The following is an 18,112-nucleotide window of genomic DNA, read 5'->3' on the forward strand; positions in this document are numbered from 1 at the left end:
GATCACCTCCGCGTCGTCGAACGCGAGCTCAGGGCTCCGAGGTCGAGTCGACCGTCGAGGACGAGACCGATGGTGAGACCGAGCCCACCGCAGATTGCGACGACGAGGAATGCGATGAATCCTCCGAAGTACGCGACGATGCCGAGGGTCAGTCCGACGAGCAGTCCGATAAGTGTTTTCGACATGGCTGTCCTTCCAGGGCTGTCGCTGCGCTCCCCGAGGCGAGGGCTCGCCTCGGGGGCGTCAGCGAGGGATGGGTGTGTCAGGAGAGGCTGGTCGACTCGTCCTGCTTCTTCTGGTCGTCGTTGTCGTCGTCGGGCAGGTGGACGTCGGTGACGTCGATGTTGACCTCGACGACCTGGAGTCCGGTGCCCTGTTCGACGGCACGGATGACGTTGCGGCGGATCGCCTCGGCGACGTCGACGATGGAGGAGCCGTACTCGACGACGATCGTCAGATCGATCGCGGTCTGCTTCTCGCCCTTCTCCACGGACACTCCGCCCGAGACGTTCGTCTGCGAGCCGGGGATCCGGTCGGTGAGGGTGTCGAACGCACGGCGAGCGGCGTTGCCCATTCCGAAGACGCCGGGAACCTCGCGCGCCGCGATGCCGGCGAGCTTGGCGACGACGTTCTCCGAGATCGTCGTGTTGCCCTTGTCGGTGACGAGGGGGCTCTTGATGTCGGCGCCGGCCGAAGCGGTCGAGCCAGCGGCCGAGGTGGTGGAGGAATCTTTGGTCTCAGGCATGATCATTCAATCCTTTTCGTGTCGGAGGTGCTGACATAGGTACAGACGCGGCGGGTGCGGAATCCTCACGCACGATTCCGAAGTTTTTTTCGCACCCCTGGGCGGGAGGCCCTCTGCGCCCTCTGGGCCGGGCCCTCCTCCGGCGTTGCGGGATGTGCGCCGCGGTCTCGAATCAGTGAACATTCCGGCAATTCCACGACAAGGTATGTTCCCAGGTGGCCGCCTCGCCTATGATCTGAATCATGGCAAGAGGTGATGATGGAATCGACGTCGTGACCCTCGTCGTGCGGGCCCGGGAAGGCGATGTCGACGCCTTCGCCTCACTCGTCGACCGGTACGAGGTCAGACTGCTGCGCTTCGCGATGCGCACGCTCGGGGACAGGCAGGACGCCGAGGACGTCGTCCAGGACACTCTCGTGCAGGCGTGGAGATCGCTCGCTGCGCTCGACGCTCCCGCGGCCTTCGGCACCTGGGTCTATCGGATGGCCTCGAACCGGTGCACGGATGTGCTGCGCAAACGCGTGAGCCGGTCGACGGATCCGGTCGACCCCGAGGACATGGGCATCCACCCCGACGAACGCGCTTCCGTGGAGAAGCGCGTCGAGGCGCGCAGTGCGCTCGAACGGTTCGCCGAGGTCTTCTCGACCCTGTCCACCGAGCAGCGCATCACCTGGGTCCTCCACCAGATGGAGGGCCTCAGCTACGCTGAAGTGGCGGACACCTTGGGCATCACCGAAGGCAGTGTGCGCGGCCGGATCCATCGCGCCCGAGCCGCCATCGTCGAAGGGATGAAGGGATGGACATGAGTGATGATCGCAGGCAGGTCGAGGACGAGCGCGCCGCTCCGGACCTCGACGCCGAGCGCGCCGCTCCCGATCTCGACTCCGAGCTGCGCGATGTCATCGACGACTATTTGGGCCACTACGTTCCCGACCCCGAGCAGACCGCGGGGATCCGGGAACGGATCCTCCAGCTCGTCCGCAACGACCTCTACCGAGGACCGTCGACGAAGCTGCGCACGAGTGAGGGACATGAGTACTCGATCGCCTCGGCGGCGGTGCGGACGATCATCCGCAGTGCCGTCGACACGGTCGACGGGATCCGCTCCCGCAGCGTCGGCATCGCCGCCGCAGGGGAGCCGTCCGGCAGCGCCGCCGAGGTGCGGCTGACCGTGACGATGCGCGCGGACATCCGTTTCGTCGCCGCCGCGGATCTCATCAGGGCAGCGGTCTCCGAAGCGCTGGAGCGCGAACTCGGAGTGCCGGCAGCACGGATCGATATCGAAGTCGAGGATGCCTATGTCGAATGACCCCCGCGTGGCGCATGACCCGCACGAGACGCCGACTCCGCTCGAGGTCAGGCACGAGGAACCCATCGTTCCCCCGAACCCGCCCGAGTCGCATCCGGACACCCCCTCAGCGCCGATGCCGGGGCGCCGACCAGCGAGCGCCGCGCGAACCGGGGATACCAGCCCCGTGCCGGCGCCGGGCACATCCCCGAGCGCAGGCGCAGGCGCAGGCGCAGGCGCCGGTTCAGGAACCGTGCCGAAGCCACCGACCACCCCGGCGCCGGAACCCGAGCTTCCCGCGGGACCGGACGCGACTTCCGAGCCCGCACTGCCGCCGGGCCCCGACGCGGAAGGCGATGCGGATCCGACGGAGGGCGGCCCGCTCACGCACACCGCGCAGCAGCTCGCCCACCGGATCGTCGGCATCGGGGGAGTGGCCTCACTCGCGCCGGGGATGAAGGACCTCGTGGCCAGCGCCACGGCCCGCGTGCTGCGCCGCTCCGGCGGAGAGCCCGTGGGCATCGACCTCTCCGAGTCCGAGAACGGCTGGCGTGTGCGCATCGACGCCCACTTCGACGATTCGCGGTCCGTCGCTGTGATCGTCGACGAGATCTTCGGCGTCGTCGACCGTGAGGTCGGCAAGCCCGTCGAGGTCGATCTCAGGGTGATCACCCGTGACAGCGCACACTGAGCGTGCCCGCGGAACCGGCCCCCGCCTCGGCGAGGTGAGGGCCAAGTAGACTGGGGGCCATGACCGACCCCGCGGACACCCGCCGACAGCTGCTCGACCTCATCGACGAACTCGCCGTCGTCCGCGGTCGGGTCACCCTCTCCTCGGGCCGCGAGGCCGACTACTACCTCGATCTGCGCCGGGTCACCCTCGACCACCGCTCGGCCCCGCTCATCGGCGACGTCGTCCTCGACCTCCTCGAGGCCGAGGGCCTGCTCGACTCCATCGACGCCGTCGGCGGACTGACGATGGGCGCCGATCCCGTCGGCACCGCCGTCATGCACCGCTCCGTCGTCCGCGGCACCCCCGTCGACTCGTTCGTCGTCCGCAAGGAGGCGAAGAAGCACGGGATGTCCCGTCGCGTCGAGGGTCCCGATGTCGCCGGCAAGCGTGTCATCGCCGTCGAGGACACCTCGACGACGGGCGGTTCCGTGCTCACCGCCGTCGAGGCGCTGAGGGAGGCCGGCGCCGAGGTGGTCGCCGTGGCCGTCGTCATGGACCGTGACACGGGGGCGAAGGAGAAGGTCGAAGCCACCGGGATCCCCTATCTCACGGCGCTGACGACGAAGGACCTCGGGCTCGACTGAGCTCGCGACCACCAGCTGGGACTCGACTGTCAATTCCGTTGAAATCCCGGACCTGGTTTGAATCGCCCTGCGCGATTCACCACGATAGATGAGAAACTCTCAAGGGCCGTGGCTGCAAACGGCGCCCGTTGGACAACGTAAGGATCGCGTGTGCTCACACTGAAAGGGATTTCCCTGCGCAAGGGGAAGCGGACATATCTGGATGAGGTGAGCTTCACCGCCGAGCCGGGTCGGATCACCGCCATCGTCGGGACCCGATCGGCAGGCCGCACCGAACTCGTGCGCGTCATCATGGGCCTCATCACCGCTGATGAGGGCACCGTCGAACTCGAGGGCTACGAACTCGACTTCGGCGACCGGCAGAACTTCGGCTACCTGCCCGGTGAGCGCGGCGGCTACCCGAACATGCGCGTCATCGATCAGATCGTCTATCTCGCGCGCCTCCACGGCATCACCCTCGGTGCTGCCGAGCGCAATGCCCTGACGCTGCTCGGCCGGCTCGAGCTCGCCGACCGCGGCTACGCCCCGCTGAAGAACCTCAGCGGCGCCGAGATCGCCCGCGTCGACATTGCAGCGACCCTGGCCGCCGACCCCGACGTCGTCGTCATCGACGACGCCTTCAACGGCCTCGACACGAAGTCGACCGAACTCGTCATGTCCCTGCTGCGGGCCCATGCCGCCTCGGGCGTGCCCGTCATCCTCGCCACCGACGACTGGGAGGCCGCGGAGAAGTTCGCCGACGACATCGTCGTGCTCAGCCAGGGCAAGGTCACCGCCGCCGGCAGCGTCGACGACCTCCTCGGCGAGCATCGCTACGAGGTCGCCCTGGCCGACGCCGAGGCGGCCGCGTCGTCGCTGCGGGGACGCGCGGGCATCACGGAGATCGAGGTCATCGACACCGTCATCCGCTTCCGCAGCGACGATCCCGGCTCCGCTGCCGCGTCGGTGGCGACGCTGCGCAAGGTGGAGCGCTTCGAGCGGGTGCGCCCGACGTTGGCCGAGCAGTTCAAGGAGACTTTGTGATGGCACGCAAGGACGATGCGCGGGACGATCAGACGCCCGACGACGCGAAGAAGACGACGACCTCGAAGGGCACGGCCCCGACGAGCCTCGACGACCTCGGCGGAGTGACCGGTGTCTCGGCGTCCGGGAAGTCGGGTGCTGGTAAGGCCGGTGCTGGGAAGACCGGTGCCGGAAAGCCTGCCAGCGGGAAGACCGCCGCCGGAAAGCCTGCCAGCGGGAAGGCCGGTGACGGGAAAGCCGCTGCCGGCAAAGCCGCTTCGGCGGATGCCGACGACCGCCTCGGCGAGGATTCCGCGGATTCGACGCTCGGTCTCGACGAGGTTCCCTACGAACTCGCCGAGGACACCCCCGACCCCGAGGATCTGCCCGAGACGGGACTCGTCTCGGAGTTCGTCGACGTCGGCAGGCGCCAGGCCTCGTGGCTCGTGTCGAACCGGGAGAGTTCGACGACGATGCGCAGTCCGTTCTTCCTCGTCACCGTCGCCGTCGTCGTCCTCGGCATCGTCGCCGTGATCGTCAGCGGGATCGTCCGCGACGCACAGGCGAGCTCGGGCACCCCGAGCATGGCGATGGTCGGAGTCGGCGAGCAGGCCGCGATGTACGAGCAGCAGCTCGGCGTCTCGATCACCGACGCCCCCGATGCGCAGGCGGCTGAGCAGCTCGTCCGGGACGGCACGGTCGACGCCGCGTTCATCCAGGACCCCTCGGGCCAGTCGCAGCCGACGATCATCGCCCTCGACAAGCAGCCCACGGCGCTCCTCGAGCGTCTCGCGCCGCAGACCGAGGCGACGCTGCTGCAGACACCGGCCGTGCCCGAGGACGTCGCGGTCCCGCTGCTGTGGGGCATGGTCGTGTTCTCGCTCCTCGTCATCGCCACGCTCGGCACCGCGCTCTACCAGAACCTCCGGCTCGAGAAGCGCAACCGGATCACGGAGATCATCGCCGCGACGATTCCGCCGCGCGCCGCCGCCTCGGGGCGGGTGACGGGCATGCTCACGCTCGTCGTCATCCACCTTCTCGTGGCCGCCGTCGTCCTCGAGCTCGGTCTCTCGATCTCGGGTCAGACCTCGCTCGCGTTCGCGATGCTGCCGGGGCTCGGCTGGTTCGCGCTCACCCTGTTCTTCACCGCCTGGACGATCTTCGCCCTCCTCGTGTGGGCCTCGACGATCACCGGTGACAAGGCGCGCAAGACGATGGTCGCGATCATCGGCGTGCTCACCGTCGGCGGTGCGATGGCCCCGGTCATCGTCGGCGCCTCGGGAACGGTCGGCCGGGTCCTCGGCTGGGTTCCGTTCACCTCGCCGATCGGCATCGCCGACCGCTACTTCGCCGCCCAGCCGGCATGGTGGGAGGGCCTCGTGGCCGCCGCCATCGCCGCGGTGCTCGCCTTCATCATCCACGCGCTCGCCGGTGGTGCCTACGTCAGGTCGGTGCTCGCCGGCGGCGGCCGCGGTGGCAAGACCGTGAAGATGAGCAAGCGGGCCAAGAAGGTCGCTGCGGCCAAGGATGCCGATGCGAAGGCCGCGGACGCGAAGGACGCGGATTCTAAGAAGTCTGACTCGAAGGACACTGGCTCGAAGAAGTCGGGCTCGAAGGGTGCTGCATCGGCGACGCAGGATGCTGACGACAGTGACGCGGATGCGTCCGACGAGGTGACGGTCGAGGTGTCCGAGACCGTCACGGCCACCACCTCGGCGAAGGGGACCGCGTCTGCGAAGTCCACCGCCGCGTCGCAGGGAACCACCTCGACGAAGGGAACCACCTCGACGAAGGGAACCACCGCGTCGAAGGGAACCACCTCGGCGAGGGGGACCAGGGCCGCAGGCGCCCGGGACTCCGCGAAGGATGCCGACAGCGACGACGCGAAGTGACCGACGGTTACGAAGCTGAGCAGGTGGGGGTCGGTCCGTGGACCGGCCCCTGGCCTGTCGGCGAGCACTACGATCCGGAGCTGCTCGCCGAGGGTGATCGGCGCAACGTCGTCGACAAGTACCGCTACTGGAGGCACGACGCGATCGTCGCCGACCTCGACACGGTGCGGCACGGATTCCACGTCGGCGTCGAGAACTGGCAGCACGACCTCAACATCGGGTCGGTCGTGCGCACGGCGAACGCCTTCAACGCCGCCGCCGTCCACATCGTCGGGCGCCGGCGCTGGAATCGGCGCGGAGCGATGGTCACCGACAAGTACCAGCACGTCATCCACCATCCGAGCGTCGACGACCTGCTGCAGTGGTGCACAGACAATGACGTGCCGCTCATCGGGGTCGACAACTTCCCGGACTCGGTGCCGCTGGAGACCTACGACCTGCCGCAGCGCTGCCTCCTCCTCTTCGGTCAGGAGGGGCCGGGGCTGAGCGAGGAGGCGCATCGGGCGAGCTCGGCGGTGCTCTCGATCGCGCAGTACGGCTCGACGCGATCGATGAATGCCGCGGCGGCGGCAGCGATCACGATGCACGCGTGGGTGCGCCGCCACGTCTTCGACCAGCCCGTCGGGTAGGGGCTCGGCGCTCCGCGCATGACGAGCGCCTGCCCCTCCTCGCCATTGTGCGGAAGGTTGAGGGTGACCGCCCGGATTGTGCGGAAGGTTGAGGGTGGAATCGGCGCCGGATTCGCCATGGGCGCGGCGCACAATCACCTCGGAGGCGGCACAAAATCGTCACAGCACCTCGGAGGCGGCGCGGAATCGTCACAGCACCTCGGAGGCGGCGCGGAATCGTCACAGCACCTCGGAGGCGGCGCGGAATCGTCACAGCCGGATACCGTACTGCGATCGGGGTGCGGCTCCCGCCCGCAGGTCAGGCCGGCAGTTCCGCCGCTCGGACCCGGCCCGGGCAGGCAGCCGACTCATCGTTCAGCCCAAGCTCGAATACGCGACGAGGCCGGGACCCACGACGAGGCAGAGACCCACGCGGTCGCCCAGTCTCAGCCCAAGCCCGGATACGCAACGGCGCCGGGAGACTCTGATGGTCTCCCGGCGCCTCATGCGGCCGAACCTGCGCCTGCCGGCCCGGACGACCGGACTGACCAGCCCCGTACCGGACCGACCAGCCCCGTACCGGACCGACAGCCCGGCTAGGACCGACCAGCCCGGCTAGGACCGACCAGCCCAGCCCGTACCGACCCGCCCGGTCAGGACAGGTCTGCGGCGTGCGGTTCGATGAGTCCGCCGATCTGCGCGAGCTCCGCCGTGAGCGAATCCGCGTCGTCGAACGTCCGCGAGATCACCGTGAGGCGCTTCGCGTAGTGCCCGATCGGGTACTCCATCGTCATGCCGATGCCGCCGTGCATCTGGATCGACTCCTGCGCGACGTGCCGCGAGGTCGAATCGACGACGATCTTCGCCGCGATGACGTCGCGGTGCCGATCCTTCTCCGCCCCCTCGCCCTCGGCGGTGACCGCGAGGCGAGCGAAGAGCGCCATGCTGCGGGCGTACTCGAGATCCGCGTAGAGGTCGGCGGCCCGGTGCTGAAGGGCCTGGTTCGCGCCGATCGGCGCCCCGAACTGCTCACGCGTCTTGAGGTACTCGGCCGTCATCGTCAGCGAGGCCTCCATCGCGCCGACGGCTTCAGCCATGATCGCGGCGTTGCCGAGGTCGAACACCTCGTCGAGCACGGCGCGGGCATCGGCCGCGTTGAGGCGCTGCGCCGGAGTGTCGGCGAAGCGCAGGCTCGCACTGCCGAGGCCATCGGCCTGGCGGTGGGCGACCCGCGTGAGACCCGCGGCGTCGGCGGCGACGAGGAAGAGTCCGAGCTCACCGTTCTCGACGGCAGTGACGATGAAGTGGTCGGCGACGTCGCCGCCGAGCACACCGTTCTTCTCACCCGAGAGGGTGACGCCGTCTCCGTCCGCTGTCGCCGTCGTCGACGGCTGCGCCAGGGCATAGCGCTGACCCGGTTCGAGGGCGGCGACGGCGAGGAAGGTCTGCCCTTCGGCGACGCCGGGCAGGATCGCCTGCTTCTGCTCCTCGCTGCCGGCAAGGAGCACGGCGTTCGCGCCGAGGACGGCAGTGGCGACGAAGGGCTCGAGCACGAGAGAGCGGCCGAACGCCTCGAGGACGACAGCCACCTCGGCGAAGGTCATCTCCGCTCCGCCGTAGCCTTCGGGGATCGTCAGACCGGTGAGGCCCATCTCCGCGAACTGCTGCCACTTCTCACGCGAGATGCCCTCGTCGCTGGCGAGAATGGCATCGCGGGCGGCCGTGTCGTACTCGGTGCGCAGATACTTCCCCAGCGTGCTGGCGAGTTCCTGCTGAATGTCGTTGAGTTCAAGATCCATCGGTGTACGTACCTTTCAGTGACCGAGTCAGAGACCGAGCAGGGCCTTCGAGATGATTCCCCGCTGCACCTCGGACGAACCGCCGTAGATGGTGACCTTGCGGGTGTTGAAGTAGGCGGGCAGCGCGTCGACGGCGCCGAGCGGCAGGTCGGTCAGACCCTCACCCTGGACGCGGTCGGTGACGAAGTCGAGGCCCTGCGGACCGAGCACATCGACGAGGATCTCACTGATGTCCTCCTGGAGCTGCGAGCCCTTGAGCTTGAGGACCGAGGAGCGCGGATCCGGCTTCTCGGAACCTGCGGCCTGCGTCGACAGGATGCGCAGCTGCGTCATCTCGAGGGCCGTGAGCTCGGCCTCCAGCCTCGTCAGGCGCGCCGAGAACAGGGGATCGTCGAGCAGCGTGCCGGTCGCCGTCTTCGTCACCGCGGCGTAGGCCTTGGCGCGGGCGAGATTGACCTTCGAGGCGCCGATGCGCGCGATGCCGGTGCGCTCGTTGCCGAGGAGGAACTTCGCGTACGTCCAGCCCTTGTTCTCCTCGCCGACGAGGTTCTCCACGGGCACCTCGACGTTGTCGAAGAAGACCTCGTTGACCTCGTGGCCGCCGTCGATGAGCTGGATCGGGCGCACGGTCACGCCAGGGGACTTCATGTCGATGAGGAGGAAGGAGATGCCCGCCTGCTTCTTGACCTCGGGGTTGGTGCGCACGAGCATGAAGATCCAGTCACCGTACTGGCCCAGGGTCGTCCACGTCTTCTGACCGTTGACGATGTACTTGTCACCCGATCTCACCGCCGAGGTGGTGAGGGAGGCGAGGTCGGATCCGGCGTTGGGCTCGGAGAAGCCCTGCGACCACCAGATGTCGAGGTTCGCTGTGGCCGGGAGGAAGCGCTGCCCCAGCTCCTGCGACCCGAAGGTCGCGATGACCGGACCGACCATCGAGACGTTGAACGGCAGGGGCGCGGGAACGCTCGCCAGCTGCATCTCCTCGAGCCAGATGTGGCGCTGCACGGGGGTCCAGTCCTGGCCGCCCCACTCGACGGGCCAGTGGGGCACCGCATAGCCGTTGGCGTTGAGGATGCGCTGCGAAGTGACCATGTCGTCCTTGGTCAGCTCCTGCCCGGTGGCGACCTTGAAGCGCAGCTCCTCAGGGATCTCCGTGCGGTAGAACTGACGCATCTGCTGCGCGAACTCGCGCTCTTCTGCGCTCAGAAGGGTGTCCATGAAAGCTCCTGATAGATCGTTCAGTAAGTTAGCTCCCATAGTACGGTCGCGTGAGGTCACTCACAAGTGGAGCGGCCCGCCCCGATGCCCGGGATGCGGGAAGCTCATTGCGTGCCATGGCATATGCGGTTATTGTGTCCCCACATCCCCAGCTTCGCGGTCGTCGACGGTCCACCCCACCGCAGACACCTGACCTGGAATCACGGCCACCCATGCCGCCGATGCCGAGTCGATCGCGAGGTACCCGGCCGAGAGCTGCGTCGGGCGAGCGAGACCTCGTCGGACCAGTGGATCGGTGACATCGAAAGAAGCGCGAATGTCGGTAACCGTCCCCTCACCCCAGGGCCGTGCATTCGGGTACGCCGACGAAGTCTCCGCACTTCGCCAGACCCTGGCCGATCCCGACCGCAGCGGGTGCCTCATCATCGGCCCCGCCGGCAGCGGACGGACGACCGTGATGAATCGCGCTCTCGAACAGCTCGAACGGGATGTCGCGATCTTCCGCCTGCGCGGATCCGATCTGCTGCGCGACCGCGCGCTCGGCATCCTCGAGATCCTCCTGTCCCAGGAGGGCGTCACCCGGGACATCGGACCCGGAGCCGCGCTCTCGGTCGTCGCCCGCGTCGTCGACCGCAGCCCCGGGGTGCCGATCGTCCAGCTCGACAACGCCAACCTCGTCGACGTCGAGTCGATCTCCGTGCTCTGCCAGCTCGCCGACGCCCACCGCATCCGCCTCGTCGTCGGCGCCGAGTCGATCCGCCCGCCCGTCGATCTCATCGCGACGCTGTGGCTGGGAGGGTCGATGGTGCGCATCGACCTCGACGGCCTCGACGAGGGAGCGATCGCCGCCCTCCTCGAATCGCCCGGGGCGATCGACCGGTCGACCACCGAGGTGCTGCGGGACACCGGCGGCAATCCGCGGCTGGTCAACCAGCTCGTCTTCGGCCTCGACCAGACGCGCGCGCATGAGCGCATCCTGTGGAACATCCCGACCGAGCTGCGACCGATCCTCGAGATCATCGCAATGGTCGACGCGGCCCCCTACGAAGCCCTCGCCGAACTCTGCTCTGCCGAGGAGATCGACGACCTCGCCGACAAGGGACTCGTGACGATGGACCGCGGGCGCGGGTCCGGGGTGCGCCTGTCGGAGCGCGTCATCGCCGAGACGCTCAAGGCCCATGTCATGCCCGCCCACAGTCTCAGTCTCTTCAAGGTCTACGAGTCCGTCGTCGAGGTCGCCGCCCTGACCGGCCGCGCGCTCTTCGGCTACCTGCGCTGGGGGCTCAGCCTCGGCTTCGGCCAGGCCGAGGACACGGTGTTCACCGCGGTCGGCGCCGCGAACACCGAGGGGCGCTATTCCGACGCCGCGGACCTCATCACCGCCCCCCGGTGGCAGACGAGCCGCATCCTCCTCGAACTCGTCCGCGCCGACAAGGAGCGCGGCAACCTCGAGGAGGGGCGCCGGACCTTCGACCGTCTCGTCGCCCGACTCGCCGACGGCAGCTCCGACGGAGCGAGCACGCGCGGGGAGGACGTCACCGGCTCCGACGCCGATGACGCGAGCTATCTGTCGCGCCTGGCCTGCATGGACATCCGGCTCACCGACCCCAGGACGCCGGAGGACCTCGTCGTGCAGTGGGCGCGGGAGAGGCTGACGAGTCCCGCCGACACCGGCCGCCTCGACGTCACCCGGGCCCGGTTCGAACAGCGGGGCGGTCGTTTCGACGAGGGGATGCGGCTCGCCGAGGCGGTCTACCGCGATCACGCGTGCCTGACCCGACATCGCCTGCGGGCCTGCGCGATCATCGGCATCGGGCAGGTCACGAGAGGTCAGGTCGACCTCGGCCTGCGCTACATCGACCAGGCCGAGCTGATGTTCGGCCTCGCCGGGCTGACGAGCTACGAGGTCGAGGACGCCGCCCCGCAGATCTTCGTCGCCCGGTACCTCGCCGGGGACTGGGCAGGTGCCCGCCGCTCGGTGCGGCAGGCGCGGACAGGGGACCGGATGATCGACTTCGCCGGCGCCCTCGTCGACGCGCGCACCGGTCACCCCGCCCGCGCGCAGTCGACCCTGCACACGCTGCTCAGCCACTTCCAGGAGACCGACCTCATCGACATAACGCGGGTCGGCCACGCCGCCAAGCGCTACGTCGACGCCCAGCTCGGCCGACTGTCGAACCCCGACGCCCTCCTCGACTCCACCTCCGCCGAGACCCGGCCCGACCAGTACTCGTGGTGGTCGGAGTTCGAGGCGCGGCTCTTCGACCTTCAGGCCCTCGCCGTCACCCGCCCCGACCCCGCGGCGGCCCGCCTGCACGCCCTCGGGGTCGAGGCCGCGGAGATCGGGGCGACGACGATGGCCGCCGGGGCGCTCATGGAGGCCGCCCGCCTCGGCCATGAGACGGCGGCCCATGCGCTCGCCGAGGTGGCCGACACCATCGACGGCGGCATCGGCGACCTCGCCCGGGCGACGGCCGAGGGGATCGGCGGCAGCGATCCCTCCGCCCTGCTCGACGCCGCCCGGCTCGCCCTCGAGTTCGGATCCGTCGTCGCGTGCGCCGAACTGGCCAAGCGGGCGCAGAAGCGGGCCGTCGAGGACGGCGACCGCACGGCGGCGCGGGAGGCGCGCATCCTCATCGGCAACAGCACTCGCACCGTGCGCTTCTCCACTCCGGGACCCAAACTCCACGCCGTGCTCACCGAGTTCGAGCGCAAGCTCGTCGACGGGGTCATGGCCGGACGCAGCAGCCACGACCTCGGCGAGCTCCACCATCTCTCCGCCCGGACGATCGAATGGCATCTCACCCGCATCTACCGCCGACTGCAGGTGGCGAACCGCCGGGAGCTGCGCGACGTCGTCGCCGCGTGGGGGGATGATCCGTGAGCGACGCCGTCGACACTGCGATCTTCGGGCGCGACCGCGAACTCGCCGAGATCGACGCCGCCCTGCGCGGCACTGAGGTCTCCGGGGTCGTCATTCAGGGCGAGCACGGAATGGGCAAGTCCCGGCTGGCCGCGCGGGTGCACGCCGACCGCGGCGGACAGGAGACCTGGATCCGCGGGGACCGGGTGCTCGAAGGGGTGCCGTTCGGGGCTTTCGGGCTCCTCGTCGACCTCGACGGCGAGCCCGAGACGGTCCTCGCGCGCGTCGTCGCGGCGCTGACGGAGGGGCCGGGCACTCCCGTCGTCTTCGCCGACGACGCCCACTGCCTCGACGAGAGCAGCCTGGCGGCGCTGTGGCAGCTCGCCAGCGACGGCGAGATCAAGGTCGTCGCGACGATGACTCCGACCGTCGACGGCCGGACGGGATCGTTCGGAGAGCTTGTCGCCGACGGGGTGTTCGCCCACATCCCCCTCGAACCGCTCACCCTCGACGACGTCTCCGCGATGCTCGAGCATCACCTCGGCGGAATCGTCTCCCGCGGTGCCCTCGACGTCGCCGCTTTCCAATCCTCGGGGGTCCCGGGCCTCATCATCGAGCTGTTGCAGTACGCCCGCCGGCGCAGCCGCCTGGTCCTCAAGCGGGGAGTGTGGCTGCTCGATGGGCTCGACATCGACTACGACCAGCGGGCCCGCGACCTCGTCAGCAGCGATCTCGCCCGGTACACCGACGATCAGCGCGAAGCGCTCGAACTCGTCGTCCTCGCCGGCGAGATCGAGGTTGAGCTCATGCTCGCCGCGGGACTCGGAGAAGCCGCGGACTCATTGGTGGCAGCCGGGGTTCTCGACCTCGGCGGCCAAGGCAGACCGGTCTACACGTGCGTCGAGAGCTATTCGACGGAGACTGTGCGCTACACGGTGCCCGTCGGGCGCAGCCGCCAGATGTTCGCCCTCGTCGAATCCCACCCCGGCACACCGTCGAAGCGGGCGCGGATGCTGCGTGCGGACTGGGCGCTCAGCTGCGGGGCGAAGGTCTCGGTCGCCGATTCCGTCGAAGCGGCCCGGCTCGCCGCCGGCATGGGGGAGTGGCAGCGGGCGATGAGGATCCTCGCCGAGGTGCCCACGGAGGACATGGACGCCCCCGCGCTCTTCGACCTCGGCACCCTGTACTGCGACCTCAACCTCATCCCCGTCGGCTGCGACGTCCTCGCCCAGGCGATCCGGAAGACCGACGATCCGTTCCTCGTCGTCGAGGCCTTCGTCGTCTGGGTGCTCAGGGACGTCGAGCGCACCGCTCCGCCGCTGTCGGGTTCTGATTTCGTCGCCGCTCTCGATCGGATCGAAGCCGAAGCTGCATCCGCCGGCGGGCTCGCCGACGCCATCGACGCGATCGACCTTGCCCGTGCCACCCTTCAACGGGTCAGCGAGAGCTCTTGGGAGGGGCTGCCCGGAGACGACGGCTCGGTGCTCGCGTGGCTCGGCGCCGAGGGGCTGCCCGAGACCCTGCGGGTGGCGATCACCATGGTCGTCGGCGCCAAGGAGCTCGAGCGCGGGCACGCCCGGGGCGTCGGCGACCTCCTCGACCCGATCGAAGCCGTCTCGGAGAACATCGGGTCGGGCACGATCATTCTCGACCTCGCCCGCGCGTGGACCCACCTGCAGATGGGCGATCGGAGCAGCGCTGAGGCCGTACTCGACGTTCCTCGCAGCAACGACCTCGTCTATCGGACGGCAGGCAGCGGCGCGCGCGACCTCATCGTCACCAGGCTCCACGCCGAGGCGGGACGCTGGGACCGGGCGTTCCGCCGGGCCTGCGCCGCCGCCGAGGCGATCGACAACTGGCGCCAATTCGAGTTCGCCGCGCTCGCCCTCGCCCAGGCCCAGTACACCGCGATGATGGTCGGCAACCATGAGGCCGCCGAGGAATTCGACGCGCGCTACCTCGGGCTGCCTCCGGGCGCGGCCTACGTCGAATCCCGTCGTGCGCAGATCCTTCGGCTCATCGCGCGCGCGAAGCTCACCGGACAGCAGCGCTTTCGGGACGACCTCGACTCCGCACTGCGGACCGCCGAGGAAACCGGGGCACTCGCGGCCGCCGCCTGCGCGCGCATCGAGCTGTTCGTCCACTTCGGGGAGTACGACGCCGATGCGATGTGCCGTCTGGCCGCGTCGCTCGACGGCGGGGACCGGGACGCCCGCCTTCTCGCCGAGCTCGGCGCTTCGCTCGACGCCGAGGACGCCGAGATGCTCGCGTCCTTCGCACGGGATCTGTCCCCGACGCTTCCTGAGCTCGTCGACGCGTGTCTCACGCTCGCGGAATCGTGGGAGGAGAGGGCAGGGACTGCATTACCCGGAACTCAGCGAACGCGTGCTCGAAGGGTGGAGCTGACGAGCCGCGAGAGTCAGATCTCCCGATTGATCGTCGACGGTCTGACTAACGCTGAGATCGCAGAGGAGATCGGAGTGGCCGTGCGCACGGTCGAAGGTCATACCTATCGGCTCTACCGAAAACTGAATATCACTTCGAGATCCGACGTCGCCGAGGCACTCGACCGATTCGCGGACGAGGGATCGCGCGTCTGACCGCTCTTCTGGGTGCACAAAATCCCATGTCAGAGGCTAGTGCGCGTTGAAATGGAGTACCCGAGAATGACACGCATGGGTTTCGAGTAGTGCCTGCTCATCACGAAATGGAAATCAACGCATGACTGAGTGGTGACTGTCGAGATGTCACATGCAAACTGAGTAGTCGGCGAAAATTATCCCGTGGTGACCACCTGATGATCTGACGGGCCACGGCAGCAAGATTGAATGCATGCACACCCCTCCGCATCACGCGGTGTTCCCCGCCGCGCCATTTTTTCGACAGGAAACACAGGCTCCCCCACATAGTGATCCTGTTTTCGCGAGCCGACGCAGGATGATACTGAGCACCTCCGTGCCCGCAGTGGTGGCCGTCATTGCGATTTCGTATGTCTTTGATGCCACCCGTGGTCCAGAGTTTCTATGGCTCGTAGCCTGGTGGCTCATTGATTTCCTGTCGGGAGGAAGCACTTCTGTCGGATTCAGTGCTCGAGCAGCGAAGATTCCCCTGTTAGCTGCACTGGTCGTCACTGGAACGGTTGCCACCATTGCGGCATACTTTCCAGATCTCGCTCAATTGGCGGTTGGGACGCAACTCAACCTCTTTCTCATCGTGTTGTGGGCCTTGGCATTGACCACCGCTGGCTTCAGAGCACTCATTCCGCACCTCCTTCCCAAACGAACTCTCCGCGTCGTTGCCAGTCGCGATCAATCTCCCGCGACGCAGAATGAGCGCGTGTTCCACGCTGCACGAAACGTAGAACCGGAGATCTTCGTCAGGGCTGTTCTCGCTGAAGTGAAGCGGCAGGACATCGAACTTGTCGAGCTCTCGTTTGGTATTGACGCGGAAGTCATCAGGGAGTTGAGCTGGGAGCTCCGCTATCGCGATGTGGAGCTGTATCTGCCATTGTTCGATCTTGGGCTGGACCCCGGACGGGTTCGCGCCCTGAGTGCCACCGATCGATCTGGACTGCTCATTGCCCCGTCGCGTCCAGGGTTGTTGGTCCGGGCCGCAAAGCGTGTCTTCGACGCAGTTGTGGGGATCTTGTTGGTAGTCATATTCTCCCCGATCCTCCTAGCAGTAGCGATTGCGATCAAAGTTTCGATGCCTGGGCCGGTGTTCTACACACAAGAGCGGATCGGACTGGAAGGTCGCCCATTCAGGATCTTCAAATTTCGTTCGATGGTAGTCGACGCCGACTCTCAACTCGGAAAACTGCTTGAAGATCAGGGGACTGCTGCACAGCCACTTTTCAAGGTGGACTCAGATCCGCGAATCACACCGCTTGGTCATCTGCTGCGCCGCTCGTCGATCGACGAGCTTCCTCAGTTATTCAACGTCATAGGCGGCACCATGAGCTTGGTTGGGCCACGCCCTCAGCGGGACGGCGAAGTTGCGCTCTATACCGGAAGCGACCGGCACCGCCTTGGGGTACGTCCCGGTATGACGGGCCTGTGGCAAGTCAGTGGTCGGTCCGATCTGGAGTGGAGTGAAGCCAGGGAATTCGATCTCTATTATGCACACAACTGGAACCTGAAGAATGATCTCGGAATTCTCTTCCGAACGTTTGGTGCTGTCGTGAGAGCCGCGGGTGCCCGATGATCCGAGTCTCCCACCTCATTCACTCCACAGGTTTTGGTGGAGTCGAGATCGCCGCAGACTACATCTCGCATGACGCTGCAGGTCTAGAGTACCGACTCCTTGCACTCCGCGACGATGTGCCGGCGGCCGTGCGCGCCGATTGCATTGGAACGGGCGTGAACTCATTGCGGTCGGTCGCGAAGGTGCTCTCGGATCTTGATCAGCATCCACCCGAGGTTCTTATCACTTCACTGTGGCGCTCAGTCCTCATTGGAGCATTGCATCGCTTCAGACATCCGCGTGTCCCCTGGGTGGTGTTCCTCCACAGTACGAAGTACACCCATGTTCTCGATCGGATCGCCCACCGTGTGGCCTTCAAGATGGCCGACCGCATACTCTGCGATTCGGCGGCTGCGATGAAATCCCTCGTGCCGCGTGCCAGATGGACACATGCTGATGTGGCCCGTCCAGATTCTGCGCTGCTCAAACTCAGCCGAGCCAGTGATTCCACCGGCCGCGGCATACTGCGTTCGACCGATCGAGTACGACTGATCTACTGGGGCAGAGCTGCAGCTGAAAAGCGACTTGATCGGACCCTTGTGCTCCTTGCGGTGCTTGAACGACTGGCGCCGGGTCGTTTTGAGCTGGACGTCATCAGTCCGCATTCCCCGACACTCGACACCATTCTGTTTGAAGCAACTGAGCAGAATCTTTCCGTCAGTTGGAAAGGGCACGGCACAGCGGAGCAGATTCTCTCCCGATCAGTGGGGGCCAGCTTCTTCGTTCAGCTCAGTGAATTCGAGGGTCTGGGCATGGCAGTGAGAGAGGCGCTGTCTCTCGGCATCATTCCTGTGGTCACTCCTGTTGGAGAGATAAGCACCTACACGGCCGATGGCGTCAATGCCATTCACGTAGATCAATCTCCTACTCACGAGATCTCCTCGACAATGTACGAGGATACTGCGCGGCGAATTCTGGAGCTGGCCGAGAACAAGAGTGCATATGCAGCAATGTCTCGATCGGCGCGAACTGTTCCGGACGATGATTTCATCACGGCGCTCGAGACGGCCTTAGCAAAAGCCACCGAGACCAGCATTGAGCGGCAGGAAAGCTGATGGGTGCCGCTCGTCGCTTTCCCAGTGCGCTGCAGATGTTGCTGCTTGTCAGTTGTGGACTAGCTCTAATGCTTGGTCCG

At 67.1% G+C, this 18,112-nt stretch carries 15 protein-coding genes; 11 read left to right on the top strand and 4 right to left on the bottom strand.

Going from position 1 to position 18,112, the window contains the following annotated elements:
* Window positions 1-2: 2 nt before the first annotated feature.
* Together AAHA49_RS11920 and AAHA49_RS11925 are read right to left on the bottom strand one after the other, a co-directional pair.
* Complete coding sequence (locus tag AAHA49_RS11920; protein WP_339391256.1) at window positions 3-185, bottom strand: DUF2273 domain-containing protein; 183 nt, start codon at window positions 183-185, stop codon at window positions 3-5.
* Between the two features lie 77 nt (window positions 186-262).
* Complete coding sequence (locus tag AAHA49_RS11925) at window positions 263-745, bottom strand: Asp23/Gls24 family envelope stress response protein (protein WP_339391255.1); 483 nt, start codon at window positions 743-745, stop codon at window positions 263-265.
* Between the two features lie 242 nt (window positions 746-987).
* Here AAHA49_RS11925 and AAHA49_RS11930 point away from each other — a divergent pair, with 242 nt between their 5' ends.
* From AAHA49_RS11930 to AAHA49_RS11960, 7 genes are all read left to right on the top strand, one after another.
* Window positions 988-1,551 (top strand): RNA polymerase sigma factor, encoded by a 564-nt coding sequence (locus AAHA49_RS11930; protein WP_339391254.1) that lies wholly within the window; start codon window positions 988-990, stop codon window positions 1,549-1,551.
* On the top strand, window positions 1,548-2,054 hold the full coding sequence (locus AAHA49_RS11935; protein ID WP_339391253.1) for an Asp23/Gls24 family envelope stress response protein: 507 nt from the start codon (window positions 1,548-1,550) through the stop codon (window positions 2,052-2,054). The genes AAHA49_RS11930 and AAHA49_RS11935 overlap by 4 nt, the downstream gene beginning before the upstream one ends.
* Window positions 2,055-2,286: 232 nt before the next feature.
* Complete coding sequence (locus tag AAHA49_RS11940; protein ID WP_342038456.1) at window positions 2,287-2,724, top strand: hypothetical protein; 438 nt, start codon at window positions 2,287-2,289, stop codon at window positions 2,722-2,724.
* A 59-nt stretch (window positions 2,725-2,783) separates the two neighbouring features.
* A complete protein-coding gene (gene pyrE / locus AAHA49_RS11945) occupies window positions 2,784-3,350 on the top strand; it encodes an orotate phosphoribosyltransferase (RefSeq protein WP_339391251.1) in 567 nt (188 codons plus the stop codon).
* A 150-nt stretch (window positions 3,351-3,500) separates the two neighbouring features.
* Entirely contained in the window at window positions 3,501-4,373 is an 873-nt protein-coding gene (locus AAHA49_RS11950) for an ABC transporter ATP-binding protein (protein WP_342038457.1), read from the top strand.
* Window positions 4,373-6,244 (top strand): ABC transporter permease, encoded by a 1,872-nt coding sequence (locus tag AAHA49_RS11955; RefSeq protein ID WP_342038458.1) that lies wholly within the window; start codon window positions 4,373-4,375, stop codon window positions 6,242-6,244. Before AAHA49_RS11950 ends, AAHA49_RS11955 begins: the two co-directional genes overlap by 1 nt.
* The gene (locus tag AAHA49_RS11960) at window positions 6,241-6,873 is read left to right on the top strand and encodes a TrmH family RNA methyltransferase (protein WP_342038459.1); all 633 of its coding nucleotides are present in this window, start codon (window positions 6,241-6,243) and stop codon (window positions 6,871-6,873) included. Before AAHA49_RS11955 ends, AAHA49_RS11960 begins: the two co-directional genes overlap by 4 nt.
* A 632-nt stretch (window positions 6,874-7,505) precedes the next feature.
* Here AAHA49_RS11960 and AAHA49_RS11965 read toward each other — a convergent pair.
* Together AAHA49_RS11965 and AAHA49_RS11970 are read right to left on the bottom strand one after the other, a co-directional pair.
* Window positions 7,506-8,651 (bottom strand): acyl-CoA dehydrogenase family protein, encoded by a 1,146-nt coding sequence (locus AAHA49_RS11965; protein WP_342038460.1) that lies wholly within the window; start codon window positions 8,649-8,651, stop codon window positions 7,506-7,508.
* 27 nt (window positions 8,652-8,678) lie between these two features.
* Window positions 8,679-9,872, bottom strand: a complete 1,194-nt coding sequence (locus AAHA49_RS11970; protein ID WP_342038461.1) for an acyl-CoA dehydrogenase family protein — start codon at window positions 9,870-9,872, stop codon at window positions 8,679-8,681.
* A gap of 316 nt (window positions 9,873-10,188) precedes the next feature.
* Here AAHA49_RS11970 and AAHA49_RS11975 point away from each other — a divergent pair, with 316 nt between their 5' ends.
* The 4 genes from AAHA49_RS11975 to AAHA49_RS11990 all read left to right on the top strand — a co-directional run bounded on the left by AAHA49_RS11975 (window position 10,189) and on the right by AAHA49_RS11990 (window position 18,032).
* Window positions 10,189-12,756 carry a LuxR C-terminal-related transcriptional regulator gene (locus AAHA49_RS11975; protein ID WP_342038462.1) on the top strand — a complete coding sequence of 856 codons (2,568 nt, stop codon included), beginning with the start codon at window positions 10,189-10,191 and terminating at the stop codon, window positions 12,754-12,756.
* Window positions 12,753-15,335, top strand: a complete 2,583-nt coding sequence (locus tag AAHA49_RS11980; RefSeq protein ID WP_342038463.1) for a LuxR C-terminal-related transcriptional regulator — start codon at window positions 12,753-12,755, stop codon at window positions 15,333-15,335. The genes AAHA49_RS11975 and AAHA49_RS11980 overlap by 4 nt, the downstream gene beginning before the upstream one ends.
* Before the next feature lie 355 nt (window positions 15,336-15,690).
* Window positions 15,691-16,938, top strand: coding sequence for a sugar transferase (locus AAHA49_RS11985; RefSeq protein ID WP_342038464.1), 1,248 nt, complete (start codon window positions 15,691-15,693; stop codon window positions 16,936-16,938).
* Window positions 16,935-18,032, top strand: a complete 1,098-nt coding sequence (locus AAHA49_RS11990; protein WP_342038465.1) for a glycosyltransferase — start codon at window positions 16,935-16,937, stop codon at window positions 18,030-18,032. Before AAHA49_RS11985 ends, AAHA49_RS11990 begins: the two co-directional genes overlap by 4 nt.
* Window positions 18,033-18,112: the final 80 nt, after the last annotated feature.

Origin of the sequence: Brevibacterium ammoniilyticum, assembly GCF_038429965.1 — a bacterium.
Taxonomy (GTDB): domain Bacteria; phylum Actinomycetota; class Actinomycetes; order Actinomycetales; family Brevibacteriaceae; genus Brevibacterium; species Brevibacterium ammoniilyticum.

Excerpts from the sequence above, each read along its gene's own strand:
- AAHA49_RS11920 (WP_339391256.1), bottom strand. The coding sequence starts at position 185 with ATGTCGAAAACACTTATCGGACTGCTCGTCGGACTGACCCTCGGCATC.
- AAHA49_RS11935 (WP_339391253.1), top strand. The coding sequence starts at position 1,548 with ATGAGTGATGATCGCAGGCAGGTCGAGGACGAGCGCGCCGCTCCGGAC.
- pyrE (WP_339391251.1), top strand. The coding sequence starts at position 2,784 with ATGACCGACCCCGCGGACACCCGCCGACAGCTGCTCGACCTCATCGAC.
- AAHA49_RS11965 (WP_342038460.1), bottom strand. The coding sequence starts at position 8,651 with ATGGATCTTGAACTCAACGACATTCAGCAGGAACTCGCCAGCACGCTG.
- AAHA49_RS11990 (WP_342038465.1), top strand. The coding sequence starts at position 16,935 with ATGATCCGAGTCTCCCACCTCATTCACTCCACAGGTTTTGGTGGAGTC.
- AAHA49_RS11975 (WP_342038462.1), top strand. The coding sequence starts at position 10,189 with ATGTCGGTAACCGTCCCCTCACCCCAGGGCCGTGCATTCGGGTACGCC.
- AAHA49_RS11955 (WP_342038458.1), top strand. The coding sequence starts at position 4,373 with ATGGCACGCAAGGACGATGCGCGGGACGATCAGACGCCCGACGACGCG.
- AAHA49_RS11930 (WP_339391254.1), top strand. The coding sequence starts at position 988 with ATGGCAAGAGGTGATGATGGAATCGACGTCGTGACCCTCGTCGTGCGG.
- AAHA49_RS11925 (WP_339391255.1), bottom strand. The coding sequence starts at position 745 with ATGCCTGAGACCAAAGATTCCTCCACCACCTCGGCCGCTGGCTCGACC.
- AAHA49_RS11970 (WP_342038461.1), bottom strand. The coding sequence starts at position 9,872 with ATGGACACCCTTCTGAGCGCAGAAGAGCGCGAGTTCGCGCAGCAGATG.